The organism is Pseudomonas sp. UBA6753, assembly GCF_002453565.1.
Taxonomy (GTDB): domain Bacteria; phylum Pseudomonadota; class Gammaproteobacteria; order Pseudomonadales; family Pseudomonadaceae; genus Aquipseudomonas; species Aquipseudomonas putida_Z.
Window position 1 is genome coordinate 172,834 of record NZ_DKHD01000003.1, and the last position, 18,217, is coordinate 191,050.

Consider the following 18,217-nt stretch of genomic DNA (forward strand, 5'->3'; position numbering starts at 1 on the left):
CCTCAAGCCTGGCGCGGGTCTGGGTTGTCCAGCACGGTGTCGGTCTGTTCCGTGCGGAACTGCTTGAGCGCCGCGTGGTACTGCGGGTACTTGGCGCCGAGGATGCTGGCCGACAGCAGCGCGGCGTTGACCGCACCGGCACGACCGATGGCCAGGGTGGCAACCGGCACGCCGGCTGGCATCTGTACGATCGACAGCAGCGAATCGACACCCGACAGCATCGACGATTGCACAGGCACGCCCAGCACCGGCAGGTGGGTCTTGGCGGCACACATGCCTGGCAGGTGGGCTGCGCCACCGGCACCGGCGATGATCACCTCGATGCCACGGCCCTCAGCCTCCTCGGCATACTGGAACAGCAGATCCGGGGTACGGTGGGCGGAAACCACCTTCACCTCGTAGGGAATGCCGAGTTTTTCCAGCATATCGGCGGTGTGGCTAAGGGTGGACCAATCGGACTTGGAGCCCATGATCACGCCAACCAGTGCACTCATCGTCGAGCCTCTTCGCTTGTGCGCCCTTGGGCGCGTCAAAAAACAACAAGCCACGCGGGACGACCGGCGTGGCTTGTTTGCTGATCAGGACCGGACGCATCCGGTCGAAAGGCCGCGCAGTATACCGTAAGGTGGTGCGTTTAAGGCACCCCGGCGACCAACTGTCGCCCCTTATTTTTCGGGGCTTTGACTGACTTTTGGGTCAACCATCGCCGCCCCCTCGAGCTTGCGCCACAACAGCCTTACATTGGCCTTGCGCACCAGGGCGCAGCGGTAAAGGCGGATTTCCAGCGGCACGTGCCACTGGCTGCCGCCGCAGATCGCCAGTTCACCCCGTTCCAGTTCGCCACGCATCGACAGGCGCGGCACCCAGGCGATGCCCATGCCTTCCAGCGCCATGCTCTTCAGACTGTCGGCCATGGCGGTTTCATAGACGGTGGTATAGCGCAGGTTGCGCTGACGCAGCAGCAGATTGACCGAGCGACCGAGGAAGGCGCCGGCGGTATAGGCCAGTAGCGGCACGCTGCCCTCGCCTTCCAGGTCGAACAACGGCTTGCCGTCGGCGTCCACGGCGCATACCGGCAACATTTCAGTGGTGCCCATGTGCAGCGACGGGAAGATCTCGGCATCCATCTGCAGGGCGGCATCCGGGTCATAGAAGGCCAGCATCAGGTCGCAGCCACCTTCGCGTAATGCATGCACGGCATCTCCGACGTTGGTCGCAACCAGGCGGGTGGCGATGTTCAACCCGTCGTTGCGCAACTGGGCCACCCAACGCGGGAAAAAGCCCGATGCCAGGGAGTGTGCCGCGGCTACCTGCACCACCTCACCCTGCCCGCCTTCCAGATGATGCAAGTGGCGGAGAATTTCGCTCAACTGGTCGACAACAGTACGCGCAGTGACGAGAAACAGCTGGCCGGCCTCTGTCAGCTCGATCGGCGTGCGGGAACGATTCACCAATTGCAGGCCCAAGGCTGCTTCCAGGCTGCGAATGCGCCGGCTGAAGGCCGGTTGGGTGACGAAACGCCGCTCTGCCGCCTGGGAAAAACTGCGGGTGGCGGCCAGCGCGCTGAAGTCTTCCAGCCATTTGCTTTCAAGGTTCACGAAGCACATCTCCTGGCGTGCACCAAAATGGAACACGCTCGAATGTCAATTGGCGTCACATGAAACACTATGCCGTTTGTGCATAGGTTAGCGTGCAACAGCATTGGCCGCAAAATCACCTTCAGGCCTAGGATTGGCGCCATTCCGGCATGTGCCGGGTCAAAATCGAGATGATATACATCATGTCCTCCGCTGCATCGTTCCGCGTCGAAAAAGATTTGTTGGGTACCCTTGAAGTTCCTGCAGATGCCTACTACGGCATCCAGACCCTGCGCGCTGCCAACAACTTCCACCTCTCCGGTGTTCCGCTGTCGCACTACCCGAAACTGGTCGTGGCCCTGGCCATGGTCAAGCAGGCTGCTGCCGACGCCAACCGTGAGCTGGGTCACCTGAGCGATGCCAAGCACGCTGCCATCACCGCAGCCTGCGCCCGCCTGATCAAAGGCGATTACCACGACCAGTTCGTGGTGGACATGATCCAGGGCGGTGCTGGTACTTCTACCAACATGAACGCCAACGAAGTCATCGCCAACGTCGCGCTGGAGGCCATGGGCCACCAGAAGGGTGAGTACCAGTACCTGCACCCGAACAACGATGTGAACATGGCGCAGTCGACCAACGACGCCTACCCGACCGCCATCCGTCTGGGCCTGCTGCTGGGCCACGACGCCCTGCTGGCCAGCCTCGACAGCCTGATCCAGGCCTTCGCTGCCAAGGGTAAAGAGTTCGACCACGTACTGAAGATGGGCCGTACCCAGCTGCAGGACGCCGTACCGATGACCCTGGGCCAGGAATTCCGCGCCTTCGCCACCACCATGACCGAAGACCTGCAGCGCCTGCGCTCGCTGGCCCCGGAACTGCTGACCGAAATCAACCTGGGCGGTACCGCCATCGGCACCGGCATCAACGCCGACCCTGGCTACCAGGCCCTGGCCGTACAGCGCCTGGCTGCCATTAGCGGCCAGCCACTGGTACCGGCTGCCGACCTGATCGAAGCCACCTCGGACATGGGCGCCTTCGTGCTGTTCTCCGGCATGCTCAAGCGTACCGCCGTCAAGCTGTCGAAGATCTGCAACGACCTGCGCCTGCTGTCCAGCGGCCCGCGCACCGGCATCAACGAGATCAACCTGCCAGCGCGTCAGCCAGGCAGCTCGATCATGCCAGGCAAGGTCAACCCGGTTATCCCGGAAGCCGTCAACCAGGTGGCCTTCGCCATCATGGGCAACGACCTGGCCCTGACCGTCGCCGCCGAAGGTGGCCAGCTGCAGCTGAACGTTATGGAGCCGCTGATCGCCTACAAGATCTTCGACTCGATCCGCCTGCTGCAACGCGCCATGGACATGCTGCGCGAGCACTGCATCGTCGGCATCACCGCCAACGAACAGCGCTGCCGTGAACTGGTCGAGCACTCGATCGGCCTGGTCACCGCCCTGAACCCGTACATCGGCTACGAAAACGCCACCCGTATCGCCCGCGTTGCCCTGGAAACCGGCCGCGGCGTACTGGAACTGGTGCGCGAAGAGAAGCTGCTGGACGACGCGATGCTCGACGACATCCTGCGTCCGGAAAACATGATCGCTCCCCGTCTGGTTCCGCTGAAGGCGTAACCAGGCCGCTGTAAACAGTCTCACCAGGTCGAGGGACTAGACACCTCTCAACCTTTCCAAGGCCCGAGCCTATGCTTCGGGCCTTTTTTTTTGCCTGAAGGATTTGGGGCTGCTTTGCAGCCCATCGCGACGCAAGGCCGCTCCTGCAAGAGCCCTGCGTACACCGGCCAATGTGGGAGCGGCCCCCGAACATCGGCACACAACTTGCTCCATAATGCGTCCCAGCCCAACGGGATTACCCAGCATGCTGCACAGCCACCTGACCACCCTCAACGCGGTTTCGCTGATCCTCAACGTCTTCCAGGCAGACGGTTGCGACGCGTCGGCGCTGCTGGCCGGCAGCGGCATCGGCCCGGCAGACCTGGGCCATGCCGATGCGCGCATCACCACCCAGCAGGAACTGCAGGTGTGCGCCAACGCCGTTGCCCGGCGCGAGGATATCGGCCTGGAACTGGGCCGGCGCATGCATGTGTCATGCTACGGCATGCTCGGTTACGCCCTGCTCTCCAGTGCCACTTTGGGTGACGCCTTGCGCCTGGCGCTGCAGTATCCGGCACTGCTGGGAACAGTCTTCAAGCTGCGTTTGCTCGACGACGGCCAGCGCGTCTGGTTCAGCGCCAGCGACTACCACGACAGCCCGACGCTGACCGCCTTCAACGCCGAGTTCTGCCTGGTGTCGCTCAAGGTCATCTGCGACGACCTGCTCGGCCGCCCGCTGCCCCTGCTGGCAGCCCGTTTCGAACACCCACGGCCCGGTTACCACGCACTCTATGCCGGGGCATTCCAGTGCCCGGTCGGTTTTGACGCCGAGGACAATGCCTTTGCCTTCGAACAGCGCTGGCTGGACACGCCACTGCCGCTGGCCGACCCGATTACCCACAAGGCCATGAGCGAACGCTGCCGGCGCCTGAACCTGGAATTCACCGGCCGCCAGGCCTGGCTGGGGCGGATTCGCCAACTGCTGGCGCAGCAACTGGATGCAGCGCCCGGGCTGGAAGGGCTGGCGCGGCAGATGAACTGTTCATCGCGCACCCTGCGCCGGCATTTGCAGGCGTTGGGCAGCAGTTATCAACAGCTGCTGGATGAACTGAGGTTCGAGCGGGCCAAACAGATGCTGGCTGATGAGCAGATGCCGATCTATCGGATTGCCGAGTGCCTGGGGTTCAGCGAGACCGCCAGTTTTCGGCATGCCTTCCAGCGTTGGAGTGGCGTCGCGCCCAGTCACTTCCGCGGTTGACCTGTACCGGCCTCTTCGCGGGCTTGCCCGCTCCCACAGGTTCTGCACAACTCTCCAGTGTTGCGGGATACCTGTGGGAGCGGGCAAGCCCGCGAAGAGGCCGGTACAGGAGAAGCGGGCCAAAGAGCTTGGCCATATCGATCCCCTTTTGGCCACTTGCGTCGTTCTCCCCCACTGGCCCGCCCATGAGAATGGGCCCACGCCAGTACCCACCGGAGAACAACAATGCTGACGATCTATTCCGATGACCACCGCCTGCACCACGGCCGCTGCGAGCTGATCGACGGCAAGCTGATGCCCTGTTTCGAAATGCCGTCACGCGCCGACCATGTGCTCGACCAGGTCAAAAAGCGCAATCTTGGCGACATCCAGGGCCCCACCGACTTCGGTCGCGCACCGTTGCTGCGCATCCACAGCGCCGGCTACCTGGACTTCTTCGAAGGCGCCTGGGCGCGCTGGGCCGCACTGGGCCAGGAAGGCGACTTGCTGCCGTTCACCTGGCCCGCACGCACCCTGCGCCAGGTAAAACCCATCGGCCTGCACGGTGAGTTGGGCTACTACAGCTTCGATGCCGGCGCACCGATCACCGCCGGTACCTGGCAGGCCGCCTACAGCGCCGCCCAGGTCGCCCTCACCGCCCAGGCGGCTATCCAGCAAGGTGCCCATTCCGCCTTCGCCCTGTGCCGCCCGCCAGGGCACCATGCCGCCGGCGAAGTCATGGGTGGCTATTGCTACCTGAACAACGCCGCGATCGCCGCACAGGCCTTCCTCGACCAGGGCCGGCGCAAGGTCGCCATCCTCGACGTCGACTACCACCACGGCAACGGCACCCAGGACATCTTCTACAACCGCAACGATGTGTTCTTCGCCTCGATCCATGGCGACCCGCGCGACGAGTTCCCGTTCTTCCTCGGCTATGCCGATGAAACCGGCGAGGGTGCCGGTGAAGGCTGCAACATCAACTACCCACTGCCGGCCGGCAGCGACTGGGCCGCCTGGAGCGCTGCCCTGGAGGACGCCTGCCAGCGCATCGCCGCCTATGACGCCGATGTGCTGGTGATCTCGCTGGGCGTGGATACCTTCAAGGACGACCCGATCTCGCAGTTCAAGCTGGACAGCCCGGACTACCTGGAAATGGGCAAGCGCATCGCTCAACTCGGCAAGCCGACCCTGTTCGTGATGGAAGGCGGCTACGCTGTGGAAGAAATCGGTATCAACGCGGTCAATGTGCTGGAAGGCTTCCAGCGCGCCCAGCCAGGAGCCCGGTAATGGTCCGACTCAAGCGTCTGCTCGCCCCGTTCATCGCCGCTACCCTGTTCACCGGTGCCCTGCATGCCCAGGCCGAACAGCGCACCCTGCGGGTGTACAACTGGTTCGACTACATCACCCCGCAAACCCTCACCGAGTTCCAGAAAGACAGCGGGGTGAAGCTGGTCTACGACATCTTCGACACCAACGAGGCGCTGGAAGCCAAGCTGCTGACCGGCAACTCCGGGTATGACGTGGTAGTGCCGTCCAACGTGTTCCTCGCCAAGCAGATCGAAGCGGGGGTGTTCCAGCCGCTGGACCGCAGCAAGCTGCCGAACTGGCAGCACCTGGACCCGGCGCTGATGAAGCTGATCGAGGCCAACGACCCCGGCAACAAATTTGCCGTGCCCTACATGTACGGCACCGTGCTGATCGGCTTCAACCCGGCCAAGGTCAAGGCTGCGCTCGGCGACAACGCCCCGGTGGACAGCTGGGACCTGATCTTCAAGGAAGAGAACATCGCCAAGCTCAAGCAGTGCGGCGTGGCCCTGCTCGACTCGCCGTCGGAGATCATGCCGCTGGCGTTGCAGTACCTGGGCTTGCCACCGAACAGCGACAAACCGGCTGATTACAAGAAAGCCGAAGCGCTGATGCTGAAGATTCGCCCGCACATCACCTACTTCCATTCCTCGAAATACATGGCCGACATCGCCAACGGCGATATCTGCGTGGCAGTGGGCTACAGCGGCAGCTTCTCGCAGGCCGCCAACCGCGCTGTCGAGGCGAAGAATGGCGTAGTGGTGGACATGCGCCTGCCCAAGGAAGGTGCACCGATCTGGTTCGACATGCTGGCGATTCCGAAGAACGCGGCCAACCCGGAAGATGCCCACGCGTTCATCAACTACCTGCTGCGGCCCGAAGTGATTGCGCCGATCAGCGACTTTGTCGGGTACCCGAACCCGAACAAGGATGCGACCGACAAGGTGAGCCCGGCGATTCGCAACAACCCCAACCTGTATCCGACGGCGGAGGCGATGGCCAAGCTGTATACCCTCAAGCCCCTGGCGCGGGATGCCGAGCGGGCTCGGACCAGGGCTTGGACGCGAATCAAATCCGGCACCTGATTCAGAGCCGGGGGCTGCTTTGCAGCCCAATCGCCGGCAAGCCAGCTCCCACAGGGATCGCGCAAGCTTGAGGATTTAGAGCAAGCAGTTGCTCCCCAGGGCCGCACAGCTCTCAAGACTGGTGCAGTCCCTGTGGGAGCGGGCGTGCCCGCGAAGGGCCGCACAGCGGCCCCATTCACTTTCTCCAGGCCTTGCGCAAGCGCATCAAAGCCTCGGCAATCTCCCCCTCCGGCACCGCTGCAAACCCCAGCACCAGCCCTGCCCTTTTATCCACAGGTACCTCACTGTCCGCCAGCCAGAAATTGCTCAGCGGCGTCACCTCCACCCCCAACGCTTCAGCCTTGGCCACCAGCTCCTGCTCCCGCGCAAAGTTATCCACATCGACCTTCACATGCAGCCCGGCCGACACCTCCGGCATGCCGCCCAAACCCGGAATATCCACAGGCCAGCCAGCCTTCAGCACATTGCGCCGGCTCAACGCCGCCTTGCGCATGCGCCGGATATGCCGCTGGAAGTGCCCCCGGGCCATGAACTCGGCCATCACGCACTGGCTACTGACCTCCGAATGCCGCACCGCCAGCGCCCTGCCCTGGCTGAACGCCTGCGCCATTTGTGGCGGCAATACCAGGTAGCCCAGGCGCAACGCCGGAAAGGCGATCTTGCCGAAGGTACCGACGTACAGTACCCGCCCGTGCCGGTCGAGCGCCGCTAGCGGGGCCAAGGGCGCACCGCTGTAGCGGTACTCGCCGTCGTAGTCGTCTTCGATGATCCAGCCTTCGCTGCGCTCGGCCCAGGCCAGCAGTTCCAGGCGTCGCGCCAGGCTCATGGTCACCCCGGTCGGGTACTGGTGGGCTGGCGTGACATAGGCCAGCCGGCATTCCGTCAGCTGCCCGAGCCGGCGACAGTCCATGCCGTCCTCGTCCACCGGCACACCACACAACCTGCCACCGGCCAGCGCAAAGGCATGCCCGGCTGCGCGGTAACCCGGGTTTTCCACAGCCACACCGTCGCCCGGCTGCAACAGCAACTGTGCACAAAGGCTGATGGCCTGCTGCGCACCACTGGTGATCACAATTTGTTCAGCAGTACAACTCAGCCCACGGGAGCGACGCAGGTAGGCCGCGATCAGTTCGCGCAGCAGTGGCTCGCCTGCCGGGTCACCATAACCCAACTGCGCCGGAGCCGGGTTGCGCCAGAAACCCGCCTGCAGCTTGGCCCAGACGTCGAACGGGAACAGGTCGAACGCCGGAATACCGACGCGAAAAGCACGCGGTGCACCGCTTCTTGGGGGCGGCAGATGGTTACTTTTCAGGCGCTGCAAAGGCTCGCTGGAACAGCATTTGCTGGATAAATCCTCAGTATTTTCTGAGGAAAATGTGGATAAGTCTGTTGATAACCCCCGGGATAACCCTGTGGATACTTGTGTGGATAGTTTTGCAGTGGAGAGTTTCGGTAACTGGCTGACATAGGTGCCGTCGCCTACCCGGCTTTCGATGTAGCCCTCGGCATATAGCTGGTCATAGGCCCGCACCACGCTGTTGCGTGACAGCGCCAGCATGGCGGCCAGATCACGAGTGGCCGGTAGCCGCGTGCCACTGCTCAGGCGCCCGTCCAGCACCCGCGCACGTAGCGCCTGATACAGCTGCTGGCTGAGCCCTCGGCGGCGATCGAGGGCGATTCCGGCAGGGTCGAAAGGCAACACTAGGGTGCGCTCGCTCACGGTATTGGACCTATAAAAACAGCTGTTAATGGCTCTTACTATGAACCAATAGCCTGCCTAGGATGGAGCCATCGCACAAGGAAACCGAGCATGTACAACAGCAAACCCCATCAGGAACACGACCTCGGGCGCCTGCACCAGCACATGCTCGACACCCGCCTGGCCATCCTGGTCAGCAAGGGCGAACAAGGCCTGCTGGCCACGCACCTGCCCGTGCTGGTCGATATCGCCGAAGGCGAATTCGGCACCGTCTATGCCCACCTGGCGCGGGCCAACCCCCAGTGGCACGACCTGAAGCAAGGTGGCGAAGCCCTGCTGGTGTTCCCCGGCGCCGATGCCTATGTCAGCCCCGGTTACTACCCGAGCAAAGCCGACAACCCCAAGGTGGTGCCAACCTGGAACTACCTGGCCGTGCACGCCTATGGCCCGGCCCAAGTGATTCAAGAAGCCGAGCCATTGCTGGCCATTGTCAGCCGCCTGACCGAGCACCACGAACAAGGCCGCGGCGAACCGTGGAACGTCACCGATGCCCCGCGTGACTACCTCGATGGCATGCTCCGCGCCATCGTCGGCATCCGCCTGCCCATCGCCCGCCTGCAGGGCGCGCGCAAGCTCAGCCAGAACCGCTCTGAGCAAGACATTGCCGGCGTGCGTGAAGGCCTGAGCGCCAGCCCCGATTACCTGGATAACCAACTCGCGGCGCACATGCGCCAACTCTGAAGGAATAGCCCATGTCCAGCGTTACCCTGCGTCCTGTCACCAACCAAGACCATGCTGCCTGGCTCGCCCTGTGGCAGGCCTACTTGCACTTCTATGAGTCCGAATTGACCGAAGAGGTCAGCCTCAGCACCTGGCAACGCCTGCTCGACCCGAACGAACCGACTCATTCGGCCCTTGCCTGGGTCGATGGCAAGGCAGTGGGCATGGTCAACTTCATCTACCATCGTTCCAACTGGAGCATCGGAAACGCCTGCTACCTGCAGGACCTGTATGTGGACAACGCGCAGCGCGGCCTGGGCATCGGCCGTCAGCTGATCGAGCACGTCTACGCCAAAGCCAAGGCCGACAACTGCGCCAAGGTGCACTGGCTGACCCATGAGACCAACGCCACCGCCATCAGCCTGTACCAACAGGTCGCCGAGCGCTCGGGCTTCATCCAATTCCGCAAAGAGTTCTAAGCCGAACATGACCGACGCATTGAACTGGAAACCCGCCGCAGCCCCCCAGGCCGAGCCCATCGACGGCCGCTTCATCCGCCTGGAAAAGCTCGACCCGGCGCGCCATGGCGACGACCTCTGGGAGGTGCTGCAAGGCCCGGCGGCCGACCCGGCGCTGTGGGACTACCTGCCCTATGGCCCGTTCACCGAACGTGCCGCCTTCGACCGTTGGCTGGAAGGCAACGCCGCTGGCCGCGACCCGCTGTTCTACACCGTCATCGACCGCGCCAGCGGCCAGGCCCAGGGAATCCTGAGCCTGATGTCGATCGTGCCCGACCACGGCCGCATCGAAATCGGCCACATCGCCTTCGGCGCTGCCATGCAGCGTACGCCCAAGGGCACCGAAGCGGTGTACCGGCTGGGTAAGCTGGGCTTCGAGCTGGGCAACCGCCGGCTGGAGTGGAAGTGCAACAACGCCAACGCACGCTCCAAGCGTGCGGCGGAGCGGTTTGGCTTTGTTTATGAAGGAGTGTTCCGCAAGCACCTGGTGGTGAAGGACCACAATCGGGATACGGCGTGGTATTCGATCACCGATGATGAGTGGCCGGCGGTGGCTGCCGGGTTCGAGCGTTGGTTGAGCGAGGAAAACCAGAAGCCCGAGGGACAGGTGCAGACCTTGGAGGCGTGCCGCAAGGGTTGAGAATTGCACTGGGCCAACCGGCCACTTCGCGGGCTTGCCCGCTCCTACAGGTTTTCCACAGGTCTCGAGACTGGAGGAGGACCTGTGGGAGCGGGCAAGCCCGCGAAGAGGCCGGCAGATTCAACGCAAAAAAAGGGGAGCATCCGCTCCCCAGAGGTAAACCGCTTGTAGATGAGGGCTTATCTCAGCCTTCGATCTCGATCAGGATCTCGCCCGGTGTCACGCGGTCGCCCTTGGCCACGTGGATGGCCACGACCTTGCCAGCGATACCCGCCTGCACTTCGGTCTCCATCTTCATGGCTTCGGTGATCAGCACGGCCTGGCCGGTCTTGACCATGTCGCCTTCCTTGACCAGCACATCGACGATGTTGCCTGGCATGGTGGTGCTGACGTGGCCCGGGGCACTGGCCTGCTTGCGCTTGCTGCTGCCGCCACCGACGAATTCGTTGAGCGGCTCGAACACCACTTCTTCCGGCATGCCGTCGATCGACAGGTAGAAGTGGCGCTTGCCTTCGGCCTTCACGCCCACACCGGTGATGTCGACGCGGTAGGTTTCGCCGTGCACGTCGATGACGAACTCGGTCGGTACGCCTTCACCGCTATGAGACGCCACTGCGCCCGCTTCAGGAATTGGCAGCAGGACTTCAGGGGTCAGGGTGCCGGCTTCGCGTTCTTCGAGGAACTTGCGGCCAATGTCGGGGAACATGGCGAAAGTCAGCACGTCTTCTTCGCAACGGGCCAGGGCGCCGATATCGGCACGCAGCTTGGCCATTTCCGGCTTCAGCAGGTCGGCCGGGCGCACGTCGATCACTTCTTCACTGCCGATCGCCTGACGGCGCAGCTGCTCGTTGACCACGCCCGGAGCCTTGCCGTAACCGCCTTGCAGGTACAGCTTCACCTCGTTGGTGATGGTCTTGTAGCGCTCGCCGGCCAGCACGTTGAAGAACGCCTGGGTACCGACGATCTGCGAGGTCGGGGTTACCAGCGGTGGGAAGCCGAGGTCTTCACGCACGCGCGGGATCTCAGCCAGCACTTCGTTCATGCGGTTGAGGGCGCCCTGCTCCTTGAGCTGGTTGGCCAGGTTGGAAATCATGCCGCCCGGTACCTGGTTGACTTGCACGCGAGTGTCCACGGCGGTGAACTCGCTTTCGAACTGGTGGTACTTCTTGCGCACGGCATAGAAGTACAGGCCGATTTCCTGCAGCAGCTCCAGGTCCAGGCCGGTATCGAATTCGCTGCCCTTGAGCGCGGCAACCATCGACTCGGTACCCGGGTGGCTGGTGCCCCAGGCGAAGCTGGAGATGGCGGTGTCGATGTGATCGGCGCCGTTTTCCACAGCCTTCAGCTGGCACATTGCGGCCAGGCCGGCAGTGTCGTGGGAGTGGATGAACACCGGCAGCGACTGCTCGGCCTTCAACGCCTTGACCAGTTCGCCGGTGGCGAACGGGGTCAGCAGGCCGGCCATGTCCTTGATCGCGACCGAGTCGCAACCCATGGCTTCCATCTGCTTGGCCTGCTTCACGAAGGCTTCGATGGTGTGTACCGGGCTGGTGGTGTAGGCGATGGTGCCCTGGGCGTGCTTGCCGGCAGCCTTGACCGCTTCGATGGCCACGCGCAGGTTACGCACGTCGTTCATCGCATCGAAGATGCGGAACACGTCGATACCGTTGACCGCTGCCTTGGCGACGAACGCCTTGACCACATCGTCGCTGTAGTGGCGGTAGCCCAGCAGGTTCTGGCCGCGCAGCAGCATTTGCAGGCGGGTGTTGGGCAGCGCCGCGCGCAGCTTGCGCAGGCGCTCCCACGGGTCTTCCTTGAGGAAGCGCACGCAGGCGTCGAAGGTGGCGCCACCCCAGACTTCCAGCGACCAGTAGCCGACCTTGTCGAGCTTGTCGCAGATCGGCAGCATGTCTTCGGTACGCATGCGGGTGGCCAGCAGGGACTGGTGGGCGTCGCGCAGGATCGTGTCGGTTACGTGAATTTTCTTGGACATTATGGGGTTCCTCACAGGCCTGCGTGGGCGGCGATGGCAGCGGCGATGGCCAGGGCCAGCTCTTCGGGTTTGCGCTTGATCGAGTAGTTGGTCAGTTCCGGGTGGCTTTCGACGAAGCTGGTGTTGAACTGGCCGCTACGGAATTCGGGATTGCGCAGGATTTCCTGGTAGTACGCGGAGGTGGTCTTCACCCCTTGCACGCGCATGTCGTCCAGAGCCCGCAGGCCGCGGTCCATGGCTTCTTCCCAGGTCAACGCCCACACCACCAGTTTCAGGCACATGGAGTCGTAGAACGGCGGAATGGTGTAGCCGGTGTAGATCGCCGTGTCGGTACGCACGCCCGGGCCGCCGGGGGCGTAGTAACGGGTGATCTTGCCGAAGCTGGGCAGGAAGTTGTTCTTCGGGTCTTCGGCGTTGATGCGGAACTGCAGCGCGTAACCGCGATGCTGGATGTCTTCCTGCTTGACCGACAGCGGCAGGCCCGAGGCAATGCGGATCTGCTCACGGACGATGTCGATACCGGTGATTTCCTCGGTGATGGTGTGTTCCACCTGCACCCGGGTGTTCATTTCCATGAAGTACACCTCGCCATCGGCGAGCAGGAACTCCACGGTACCGGCGTTCTCGTAGTTCACCGCCTTGGCCGCACGCACCGCCAGGTCGCCGATGTAGGCGCGCTGTTCGGGGGTGAGCTGTGGGCTCGGGGCGATTTCGATGAGCTTCTGGTTGCGGCGCTGGATCGAGCAGTCGCGCTCGAACAGGTGCACGACGTTGCCAAAGCTGTCACCGAGGATCTGCGCCTCGATGTGCTTGGGGTTGACGATGCACTTTTCCAGGAACACTTCCGCGGAACCAAAGGCCTTGGTAGCCTCGGAGATGACGCGGGGGAAGTTCTGTTCCAGTTCTTCACGGCTGTTGCAACGGCGAATACCACGGCCGCCACCACCAGAGGTGGCCTTGAGCATGACCGGGTAACCGATGCGGTCACCTTCACTCAGGGCTTCGTGAATATCGGCAACGTTGCCTTCGGTACCCGGGGTTACCGGTACACCGGCGGCGATCATGGTGCGGCGTGCTTCGGTCTTGTCGCCCATGCGGCGAATGACCTCGGCGGCCGGGCCGATGAACTTGATCCCGCGCTCGGCGCAGATCTCTGCCAGTTCAGCGTTTTCCGACAGGAAACCATAGCCCGGGTGCAGGGCATCACAGCCGGTTTCCACAGCCAGGTTCACCAGCTTGCGCGGGTTCAGGTAACCGGCCAGCGGCTCGGCACCAATGCTGTGGGCTTCGTCGGCGCGCTTGACGTGCAACGCGTGGCGGTCGGCATCGGAATAGATCGCCACCGAGCGAATGCCCATCTCGGCGCAGGCACGCACGATCCGAACTGCAATTTCACCTCGGTTGGCGATCAGGATTTTTTTTATCACTGGAGTCTTCCCAAAGCCGTAGGAACAGTCGAGCCGGTTCTCCCGGTCGGCGCGTGACCAGACGTTGCTGGCCAGTCGCACATTCACCCTAGCGCTGTAGATTGATAAACAAAAATCAATATTTGTTAGGGGCTGTATTAGCAAAAGCTTATAGTGCGGTAACAAGGTGTTGCCGAAGGGCGGATAAAAATGCGTAAGTCCTTGATGCGTATGACTTTGCGTCAATTGCAGATCTTCAACGAGGTATGCGATTTGCGTTCGTACAGCCGTGCGGCGGAAGAGATGGCGCTGACGCAACCCGCCGTTAGTCTACAGATCCGCCAGCTCGAAGAGCTGATCGGCCAGCCGCTGTTCGAGTACGTGGGCAAGAAGCTCTACCTGACCGAAGCTGCCGAGGCCCTGCAACGCGCCAGCCGCGACATCTTCGGGCGCCTGGAGAGCCTGGACATGCAGCTTTCGGACATGCAGGGCTCATTGCAGGGGCAGTTGAAACTGGCGATCGAGTCCAGTGCCAAGTACTTCGTGCCACACCTGTTCGCGGCCTTCAAGCAGCGTCACCCGGAGGTCAACCTGACCCTGACGGTGGTCAATCGCGCCCAGGCCATCCGCCGCCTGTCGGACAACCGCGACGACCTGATCATCATGTCCATGGTGCCGCAGGACATGGGCCTGGAGTTTCTGCCGTTTCTCAACAACCCGATCGTCGCGGTGGCGCCGCCCGAGCACCCGCTGTGCAAGCTGGAGCAACTGCGTCTGCAGGACCTGGAGCCTCATACCCTGCTGGTCCGCGAACAGGGTTCGGGCACGCGCAAGGCTTGCGAGGAATACTTCAAGGACAAGCGCGTGCATTTCACCCAGACCCTGGAGGTGGCCTCGGCCGACGCCCAGCGCGAGTGCGTGATCGCCGGCCTGGGCATTGCCATGCTTACCCGCCATGCGGTCAACCTGGAGCTGGCCACCGGTGTGCTGAGGGAGCTGCCCGTGGAGGAACTACCCCTGTACCGCAGTTGGTGCGTGGTGCAGTCCAAGGCCAAACGGCAGTCGCCGGTGGCCTTGGCTTTCCTGGCGTTCATCCGCAGCGAACGTGCGCTGATCAGCGCACTGGTTGAGCGTTTTTCGGGGAAGCTGCTGCCGACGCCTGCCAGACCGTGAGCTCTTGCAGCTCGGGGTAGTCCACTAGTTCGCGGAGCAGTTGACGTTGGTCGCAATAGCTCTCGATCGCGCGGCGGTATTCCATGCGGCGCTGATCCTTTTCCTGCTGCTTGCGAGCCTTGGCGCTGGGTTGGTACGTACCGTCGAAGTCACGAGCCATTGCCTGTCTCCCAGATAGGATGCGGGAGTTTCAGACTGGCTCGAGTGGTTTACGGTTTGGCTGTGGAATGGTGACAAAACAGTGAATTTTTGCTGCCTGTGCTGGCCCTATCGCCGGCAAGCCGGGCTCCCACAGGTACTCCACAGGACTCGAGGCCTGTGGTGACTGTGTGGGAGCCCGGCTTGCCGGCGATAGGGCCAGCACAGGCAATGCAGATCAGTCGTCGGTAGCCTTGATCGACTTGGGCGACAAGCGCAGGCTGCGCAAGCTGCGCTTCACGCTCTTCAGGTGGTTGACCAGGCTCGGCCCGCGCGCCATGGCCACGCCCATGGCCAGCACGTCGATCACCACCAGGTGAGCGATACGCGAGGTCAGCGGGGTGTAGATTTCGGTGTCTTCATGCACGTCGATCGCCAGGTTGACCGTCGACAGCTCCGCCAGTGGTGTCTGGCTGGGGCACAGGGTAATCAGGTTGGCGCCGCTCTCACGGACCAGGTTGGCGGTGATCAGCAGGTCCTTGGAACGGCCCGACTGGGAAATGCATACCGCCACATCACCCGGCTTCAGGGTCACCGCAGACATCGCCTGCATGTGCGGGTCGGAATAGGCTGCCGCGCTGAGCAGCAGGCGGAAGAACTTGTGCTGGGCGTCGGCCGCCACCGCACCGGAGGCGCCAAAGCCATAGAACTCCACACGCTGCGCCTGGGCCATGGCGGTCACCGCCTGCTGCAGCGCCTGCGGGTCGAGGTGCTCACGCACTTCCATCAGGGTGTGCAGCGTGGTGTCGAAGATCTTCAGGCTGTAGTCGGCGACCGAGTCGTCTTCATGGATGGCGAACTGGCCGAAACTGGCCCCCGCAGCCAGGCTCTGCGCCAGCTTCAGCTTCAGGTCCTGGAAGCCCGAGCAACCGATCGCGCGGCAGAAACGCACGATGGTCGGTTCGCTGATACCCACGCTGTGCGCCAGGTCGGCCATGGAGCTGTGCATGACGGCAGCCGGGTCGAGTAGCACGTGGTCGGCTACTTTGAGTTCCGATTTGCGCAGCAGGTGGCGCGATTGGGCGATATGTTGCAACAGATTCACAGGCTGGACTCGGTTATGATCGGCTGGCCGGGTTGTAGCTATCTTGTAGTTATACTACATGGACGCCAACCCGCCCAGTTAAACGAACGTGGAGAGTGGTGGTTTGACTATTCCTTGCGACATTCTGGTCTTCGGCGGCACCGGCGATCTGGCCCTGCACAAACTGCTTCCGGCGCTCTACCACCTGTTTCGCGAGGCCCGCCTGAACAACGCCGTGCGCATCATCGCGCTGGCACGACGCAACTTGCCACGTAACGATTATCTCAAGCTCGCCGAGCGCCATTGCCGGGCACAAATTGCCCGCAACGACTTCGACGAAGAGGTCTGGCAGCGGTTTTCCGCGCGGGTCGACTATTTCGCCATGGATGCTTCGCAAAGCGCCGACTTCGGCCGCCTGGCGCGCTACCTGGGCGAACCCGGCGGCTTGACGCGCATCTTCTACCTGGCTACCGCCCCCAACCTGTTCGTGCCGATTGCCAAGCACCTGCATAACGCCGGCCTGGCCGACGCCGAAGCGCGCATCGTGCTGGAAAAGCCGATCGGCCACTCGCTGGAATCGGCTACCGCCATCAACGAAGCGATTGGCGCAGTGCTGGAGGAAAACCAGGTATTTCGCATCGACCACTACCTGGGCAAGGAAACCGTGCAGAACCTGATGGCCCTGCGTTTTGCCAACGCCCTGCTGGAGCCGGTGTGGCGCAACAACCAGGTCGACCACGTGCAGATCAGCGTTTGCGAGACCCTGGGTGTAGAGAATCGAGGCGCCTACTACGACCGCGCCGGGGCGACCCGCGACATGTTGCAGAACCACCTGCTACAGCTGCTATGCCTGGTGGCCATGGAGCCCCCCGCGCAGTTCGAGGCCGAAGCGGTGCGTGACGAGAAGGTGAAGATCTTGCGAGCCCTCAAGCCCATCACTGGCCAGGACGTGCAGGACAAGACCGTACGTGGCCAGTATGGCGCCGGGCGCATCGGCGGCCAGGAAGTGCCGGCCTATTACTTCGAAAAGGACGTCGACAACGACAGCGATACCGAAACCTTCATCGCCATCGAGGCGCACATCGACAATTGGCGCTGGGCGGGCGTGCCCTTCTACCTGCGTACCGGCAAGCGCATGGCACGGCGCTCATCGCAGATCGTCATCCAGTTCAAGCCGGTGCCCCACGAGCTTTTCAATGGCGGCCAGGTCAACCAGCTGCTGATCCAGCTGCAACCGGACGAACGTATCAGCCTGCGCATGATGACCAAGAGCCCGGGCAAGGGCATGCGCCTGGAACCTGTGGACCTGGACCTGAACCTGGCCCAGGTGTTCAGCCAGACCCGCCGCTGGGACGCCTACGAGCGCCTGCTGCTGGATGTGCTGGAGGGCGACTCGACGCTGTTCATGCGCCGCGATGAAGTGGAAGCGGCCTGGGCCTGGATCGACCCGATCATCAAGGGCTGTGAAGAGCACTTCCAGGCACCGCGACCGTACCCGGCAGGCAGTAACGGGCCGGAGCAAGCCAACAGCCTGCTGGCCAGGCACGGCAGGCACTGGCATAGCTGAAGCACTGCCCTGCTCCTGCGGCAGGCGAAAGGGCAGAAAGTAGCCCCGGCGCGCTGGCGCTACTTTCAACCCGAGACAGGAGCAGACAATGGCTACTATCACCAACCTCGTTGCAATCAACGACATCGCTCACGGCAATCAGGTTTTCAGGGTTCACGGCACTGTTACGGTCGCCTCCCCGGCCATCGAACCGGTGCTGGTCGAACCCAAGCTGCGCCACCGGGGTGGCTGGGAAGTGCTGGAGCTTCAGCTGCTGGATAGCGGCGCAATCACCCCGCAGGTGCTGACCGAAAAAACCGTGGTTTTCGAACGTGCAGGCGGCACTGGCTGGAAAACAGTGGAGATCATCCATGCCGGCGGTTCGCAGCGCTGCGAAATTCGCACCATCGAGGCGATTGACTGAACAGCTACCTGCCAGGCCGCCCGAGCGGTGGCCTGGCACCTGCCATCGGCTCGATGAACGGG

At 62.9% G+C, this 18,217-nt stretch carries 17 protein-coding genes; 10 read left to right on the forward strand and 7 right to left on the reverse strand.

The window, feature by feature from the left end:
• Window positions 1-2 precede the first annotated feature (2 nt).
• The gene (purE, locus tag B2790_RS02535) at window positions 3-494 is read right to left on the reverse strand and encodes a 5-(carboxyamino)imidazole ribonucleotide mutase (protein WP_003253304.1); all 492 of its coding nucleotides are present in this window, start codon (window positions 492-494) and stop codon (window positions 3-5) included.
• Between the two features lie 171 nt (window positions 495-665).
• Complete coding sequence (locus B2790_RS02540; protein ID WP_161797629.1) at window positions 666-1,598, reverse strand: LysR substrate-binding domain-containing protein; 933 nt, start codon at window positions 1,596-1,598, stop codon at window positions 666-668.
• 182 nt (window positions 1,599-1,780) lie between these two features.
• Here B2790_RS02540 and aspA point away from each other — a divergent pair, with 182 nt between their 5' ends.
• From aspA to B2790_RS02560, 4 genes are all read left to right on the forward strand, one after another.
• On the forward strand, window positions 1,781-3,205 hold the full coding sequence (gene aspA / locus B2790_RS02545) for an aspartate ammonia-lyase (protein ID WP_003260072.1): 1,425 nt from the start codon (window positions 1,781-1,783) through the stop codon (window positions 3,203-3,205).
• A 244-nt stretch (window positions 3,206-3,449) separates the two neighbouring features.
• Window positions 3,450-4,442, forward strand: a complete 993-nt coding sequence (locus B2790_RS02550; protein WP_025341135.1) for an AraC family transcriptional regulator — start codon at window positions 3,450-3,452, stop codon at window positions 4,440-4,442.
• A 225-nt stretch (window positions 4,443-4,667) separates the two neighbouring features.
• Window positions 4,668-5,711: a histone deacetylase family protein gene (locus tag B2790_RS02555; protein WP_286918171.1), complete on the forward strand. Its 1,044-nt coding sequence runs from the start codon at window positions 4,668-4,670 to the stop codon at window positions 5,709-5,711.
• A complete protein-coding gene (locus B2790_RS02560) occupies window positions 5,711-6,814 on the forward strand; it encodes a polyamine ABC transporter substrate-binding protein (protein ID WP_137162679.1) in 1,104 nt (367 codons plus the stop codon). The genes B2790_RS02555 and B2790_RS02560 overlap by 1 nt, the downstream gene beginning before the upstream one ends.
• Window positions 6,815-6,989: 175 nt before the next feature.
• Here B2790_RS02560 and B2790_RS02565 read toward each other — a convergent pair whose 3' ends face one another.
• Window positions 6,990-8,534: a PLP-dependent aminotransferase family protein gene (locus B2790_RS02565; RefSeq protein WP_286918172.1), complete on the reverse strand. Its 1,545-nt coding sequence runs from the start codon at window positions 8,532-8,534 to the stop codon at window positions 6,990-6,992.
• Between the two features lie 90 nt (window positions 8,535-8,624).
• Between B2790_RS02565 and B2790_RS02570 the strand changes: the two genes are divergently transcribed.
• From B2790_RS02570 to B2790_RS02580, 3 genes are read left to right on the forward strand one after another with little or no spacing between them, the layout of a single operon-like run.
• Entirely contained in the window at window positions 8,625-9,254 is a 630-nt protein-coding gene (locus B2790_RS02570) for an FMN-binding negative transcriptional regulator (RefSeq protein ID WP_286918173.1), read from the forward strand.
• An 11-nt stretch (window positions 9,255-9,265) separates the two neighbouring features.
• Window positions 9,266-9,712 carry a GNAT family N-acetyltransferase gene (locus B2790_RS02575; RefSeq protein ID WP_286918174.1) on the forward strand — a complete coding sequence of 149 codons (447 nt, stop codon included), beginning with the start codon at window positions 9,266-9,268 and terminating at the stop codon, window positions 9,710-9,712.
• Between the two features lie 7 nt (window positions 9,713-9,719).
• Complete coding sequence (locus B2790_RS02580) at window positions 9,720-10,391, forward strand: GNAT family N-acetyltransferase (protein WP_286918175.1); 672 nt, start codon at window positions 9,720-9,722, stop codon at window positions 10,389-10,391.
• Window positions 10,392-10,575: 184 nt separating this feature from the next.
• Here the strand turns inward: B2790_RS02580 and oadA are convergent, their stop codons facing one another.
• Together oadA and B2790_RS02590 are read right to left on the reverse strand one after the other, a co-directional pair.
• Window positions 10,576-12,384, reverse strand: coding sequence for a sodium-extruding oxaloacetate decarboxylase subunit alpha (gene oadA / locus B2790_RS02585; RefSeq protein ID WP_025341144.1), 1,809 nt, complete (start codon window positions 12,382-12,384; stop codon window positions 10,576-10,578).
• Window positions 12,385-12,395: 11 nt separating this feature from the next.
• Entirely contained in the window at window positions 12,396-13,811 is a 1,416-nt protein-coding gene (locus B2790_RS02590; protein WP_286918178.1) for an acetyl-CoA carboxylase biotin carboxylase subunit, read from the reverse strand.
• 189 nt (window positions 13,812-14,000) lie between these two features.
• Between B2790_RS02590 and B2790_RS02595 the strand changes: the two genes are divergently transcribed.
• Window positions 14,001-14,963 carry a LysR family transcriptional regulator gene (locus B2790_RS02595; RefSeq protein ID WP_046615347.1) on the forward strand — a complete coding sequence of 321 codons (963 nt, stop codon included), beginning with the start codon at window positions 14,001-14,003 and terminating at the stop codon, window positions 14,961-14,963.
• Here the strand turns inward: B2790_RS02595 and B2790_RS02600 are convergent.
• Complete coding sequence (locus B2790_RS02600; protein ID WP_075046785.1) at window positions 14,905-15,123, reverse strand: PA3496 family putative envelope integrity protein; 219 nt, start codon at window positions 15,121-15,123, stop codon at window positions 14,905-14,907. The genes B2790_RS02595 and B2790_RS02600 overlap by 59 nt on opposite strands.
• Before the next feature lie 216 nt (window positions 15,124-15,339).
• Window positions 15,340-16,206 carry a transcriptional regulator HexR gene (hexR, locus tag B2790_RS02605; protein ID WP_011536461.1) on the reverse strand — a complete coding sequence of 289 codons (867 nt, stop codon included), beginning with the start codon at window positions 16,204-16,206 and terminating at the stop codon, window positions 15,340-15,342.
• Between the two features lie 103 nt (window positions 16,207-16,309).
• On the opposite strand from hexR, the gene zwf reads away from it, so the two are divergent.
• Together zwf and B2790_RS02615 are read left to right on the forward strand one after the other, a co-directional pair.
• Window positions 16,310-17,752 (forward strand): glucose-6-phosphate dehydrogenase, encoded by a 1,443-nt coding sequence (gene zwf, locus B2790_RS02610; protein ID WP_085588862.1) that lies wholly within the window; start codon window positions 16,310-16,312, stop codon window positions 17,750-17,752.
• An 88-nt stretch (window positions 17,753-17,840) separates the two neighbouring features.
• The gene (locus tag B2790_RS02615) at window positions 17,841-18,155 is read left to right on the forward strand and encodes a hypothetical protein (RefSeq protein ID WP_274119884.1); all 315 of its coding nucleotides are present in this window, start codon (window positions 17,841-17,843) and stop codon (window positions 18,153-18,155) included.
• Window positions 18,156-18,217 lie beyond the last annotated feature (62 nt).

Coding starts and splice junctions, on each gene's coding strand:
- oadA (WP_025341144.1), bottom strand. CDS start 12,384: ATGTCCAAGAAAATTCACGTAACCGACACGATCCTGCGCGACGCCCAC.
- B2790_RS02595 (WP_046615347.1), top strand. CDS start 14,001: ATGCGTAAGTCCTTGATGCGTATGACTTTGCGTCAATTGCAGATCTTC.
- B2790_RS02555 (WP_286918171.1), top strand. CDS start 4,668: ATGCTGACGATCTATTCCGATGACCACCGCCTGCACCACGGCCGCTGC.
- aspA (WP_003260072.1), top strand. CDS start 1,781: ATGTCCTCCGCTGCATCGTTCCGCGTCGAAAAAGATTTGTTGGGTACC.
- B2790_RS02615 (WP_274119884.1), top strand. CDS start 17,841: ATGGCTACTATCACCAACCTCGTTGCAATCAACGACATCGCTCACGGC.
- purE (WP_003253304.1), bottom strand. CDS start 494: ATGAGTGCACTGGTTGGCGTGATCATGGGCTCCAAGTCCGATTGGTCC.
- B2790_RS02570 (WP_286918173.1), top strand. CDS start 8,625: ATGTACAACAGCAAACCCCATCAGGAACACGACCTCGGGCGCCTGCAC.
- B2790_RS02580 (WP_286918175.1), top strand. CDS start 9,720: ATGACCGACGCATTGAACTGGAAACCCGCCGCAGCCCCCCAGGCCGAG.
- B2790_RS02550 (WP_025341135.1), top strand. CDS start 3,450: ATGCTGCACAGCCACCTGACCACCCTCAACGCGGTTTCGCTGATCCTC.
- B2790_RS02600 (WP_075046785.1), bottom strand. CDS start 15,123: ATGGCTCGTGACTTCGACGGTACGTACCAACCCAGCGCCAAGGCTCGC.
- B2790_RS02575 (WP_286918174.1), top strand. CDS start 9,266: ATGTCCAGCGTTACCCTGCGTCCTGTCACCAACCAAGACCATGCTGCC.
- B2790_RS02560 (WP_137162679.1), top strand. CDS start 5,711: ATGGTCCGACTCAAGCGTCTGCTCGCCCCGTTCATCGCCGCTACCCTG.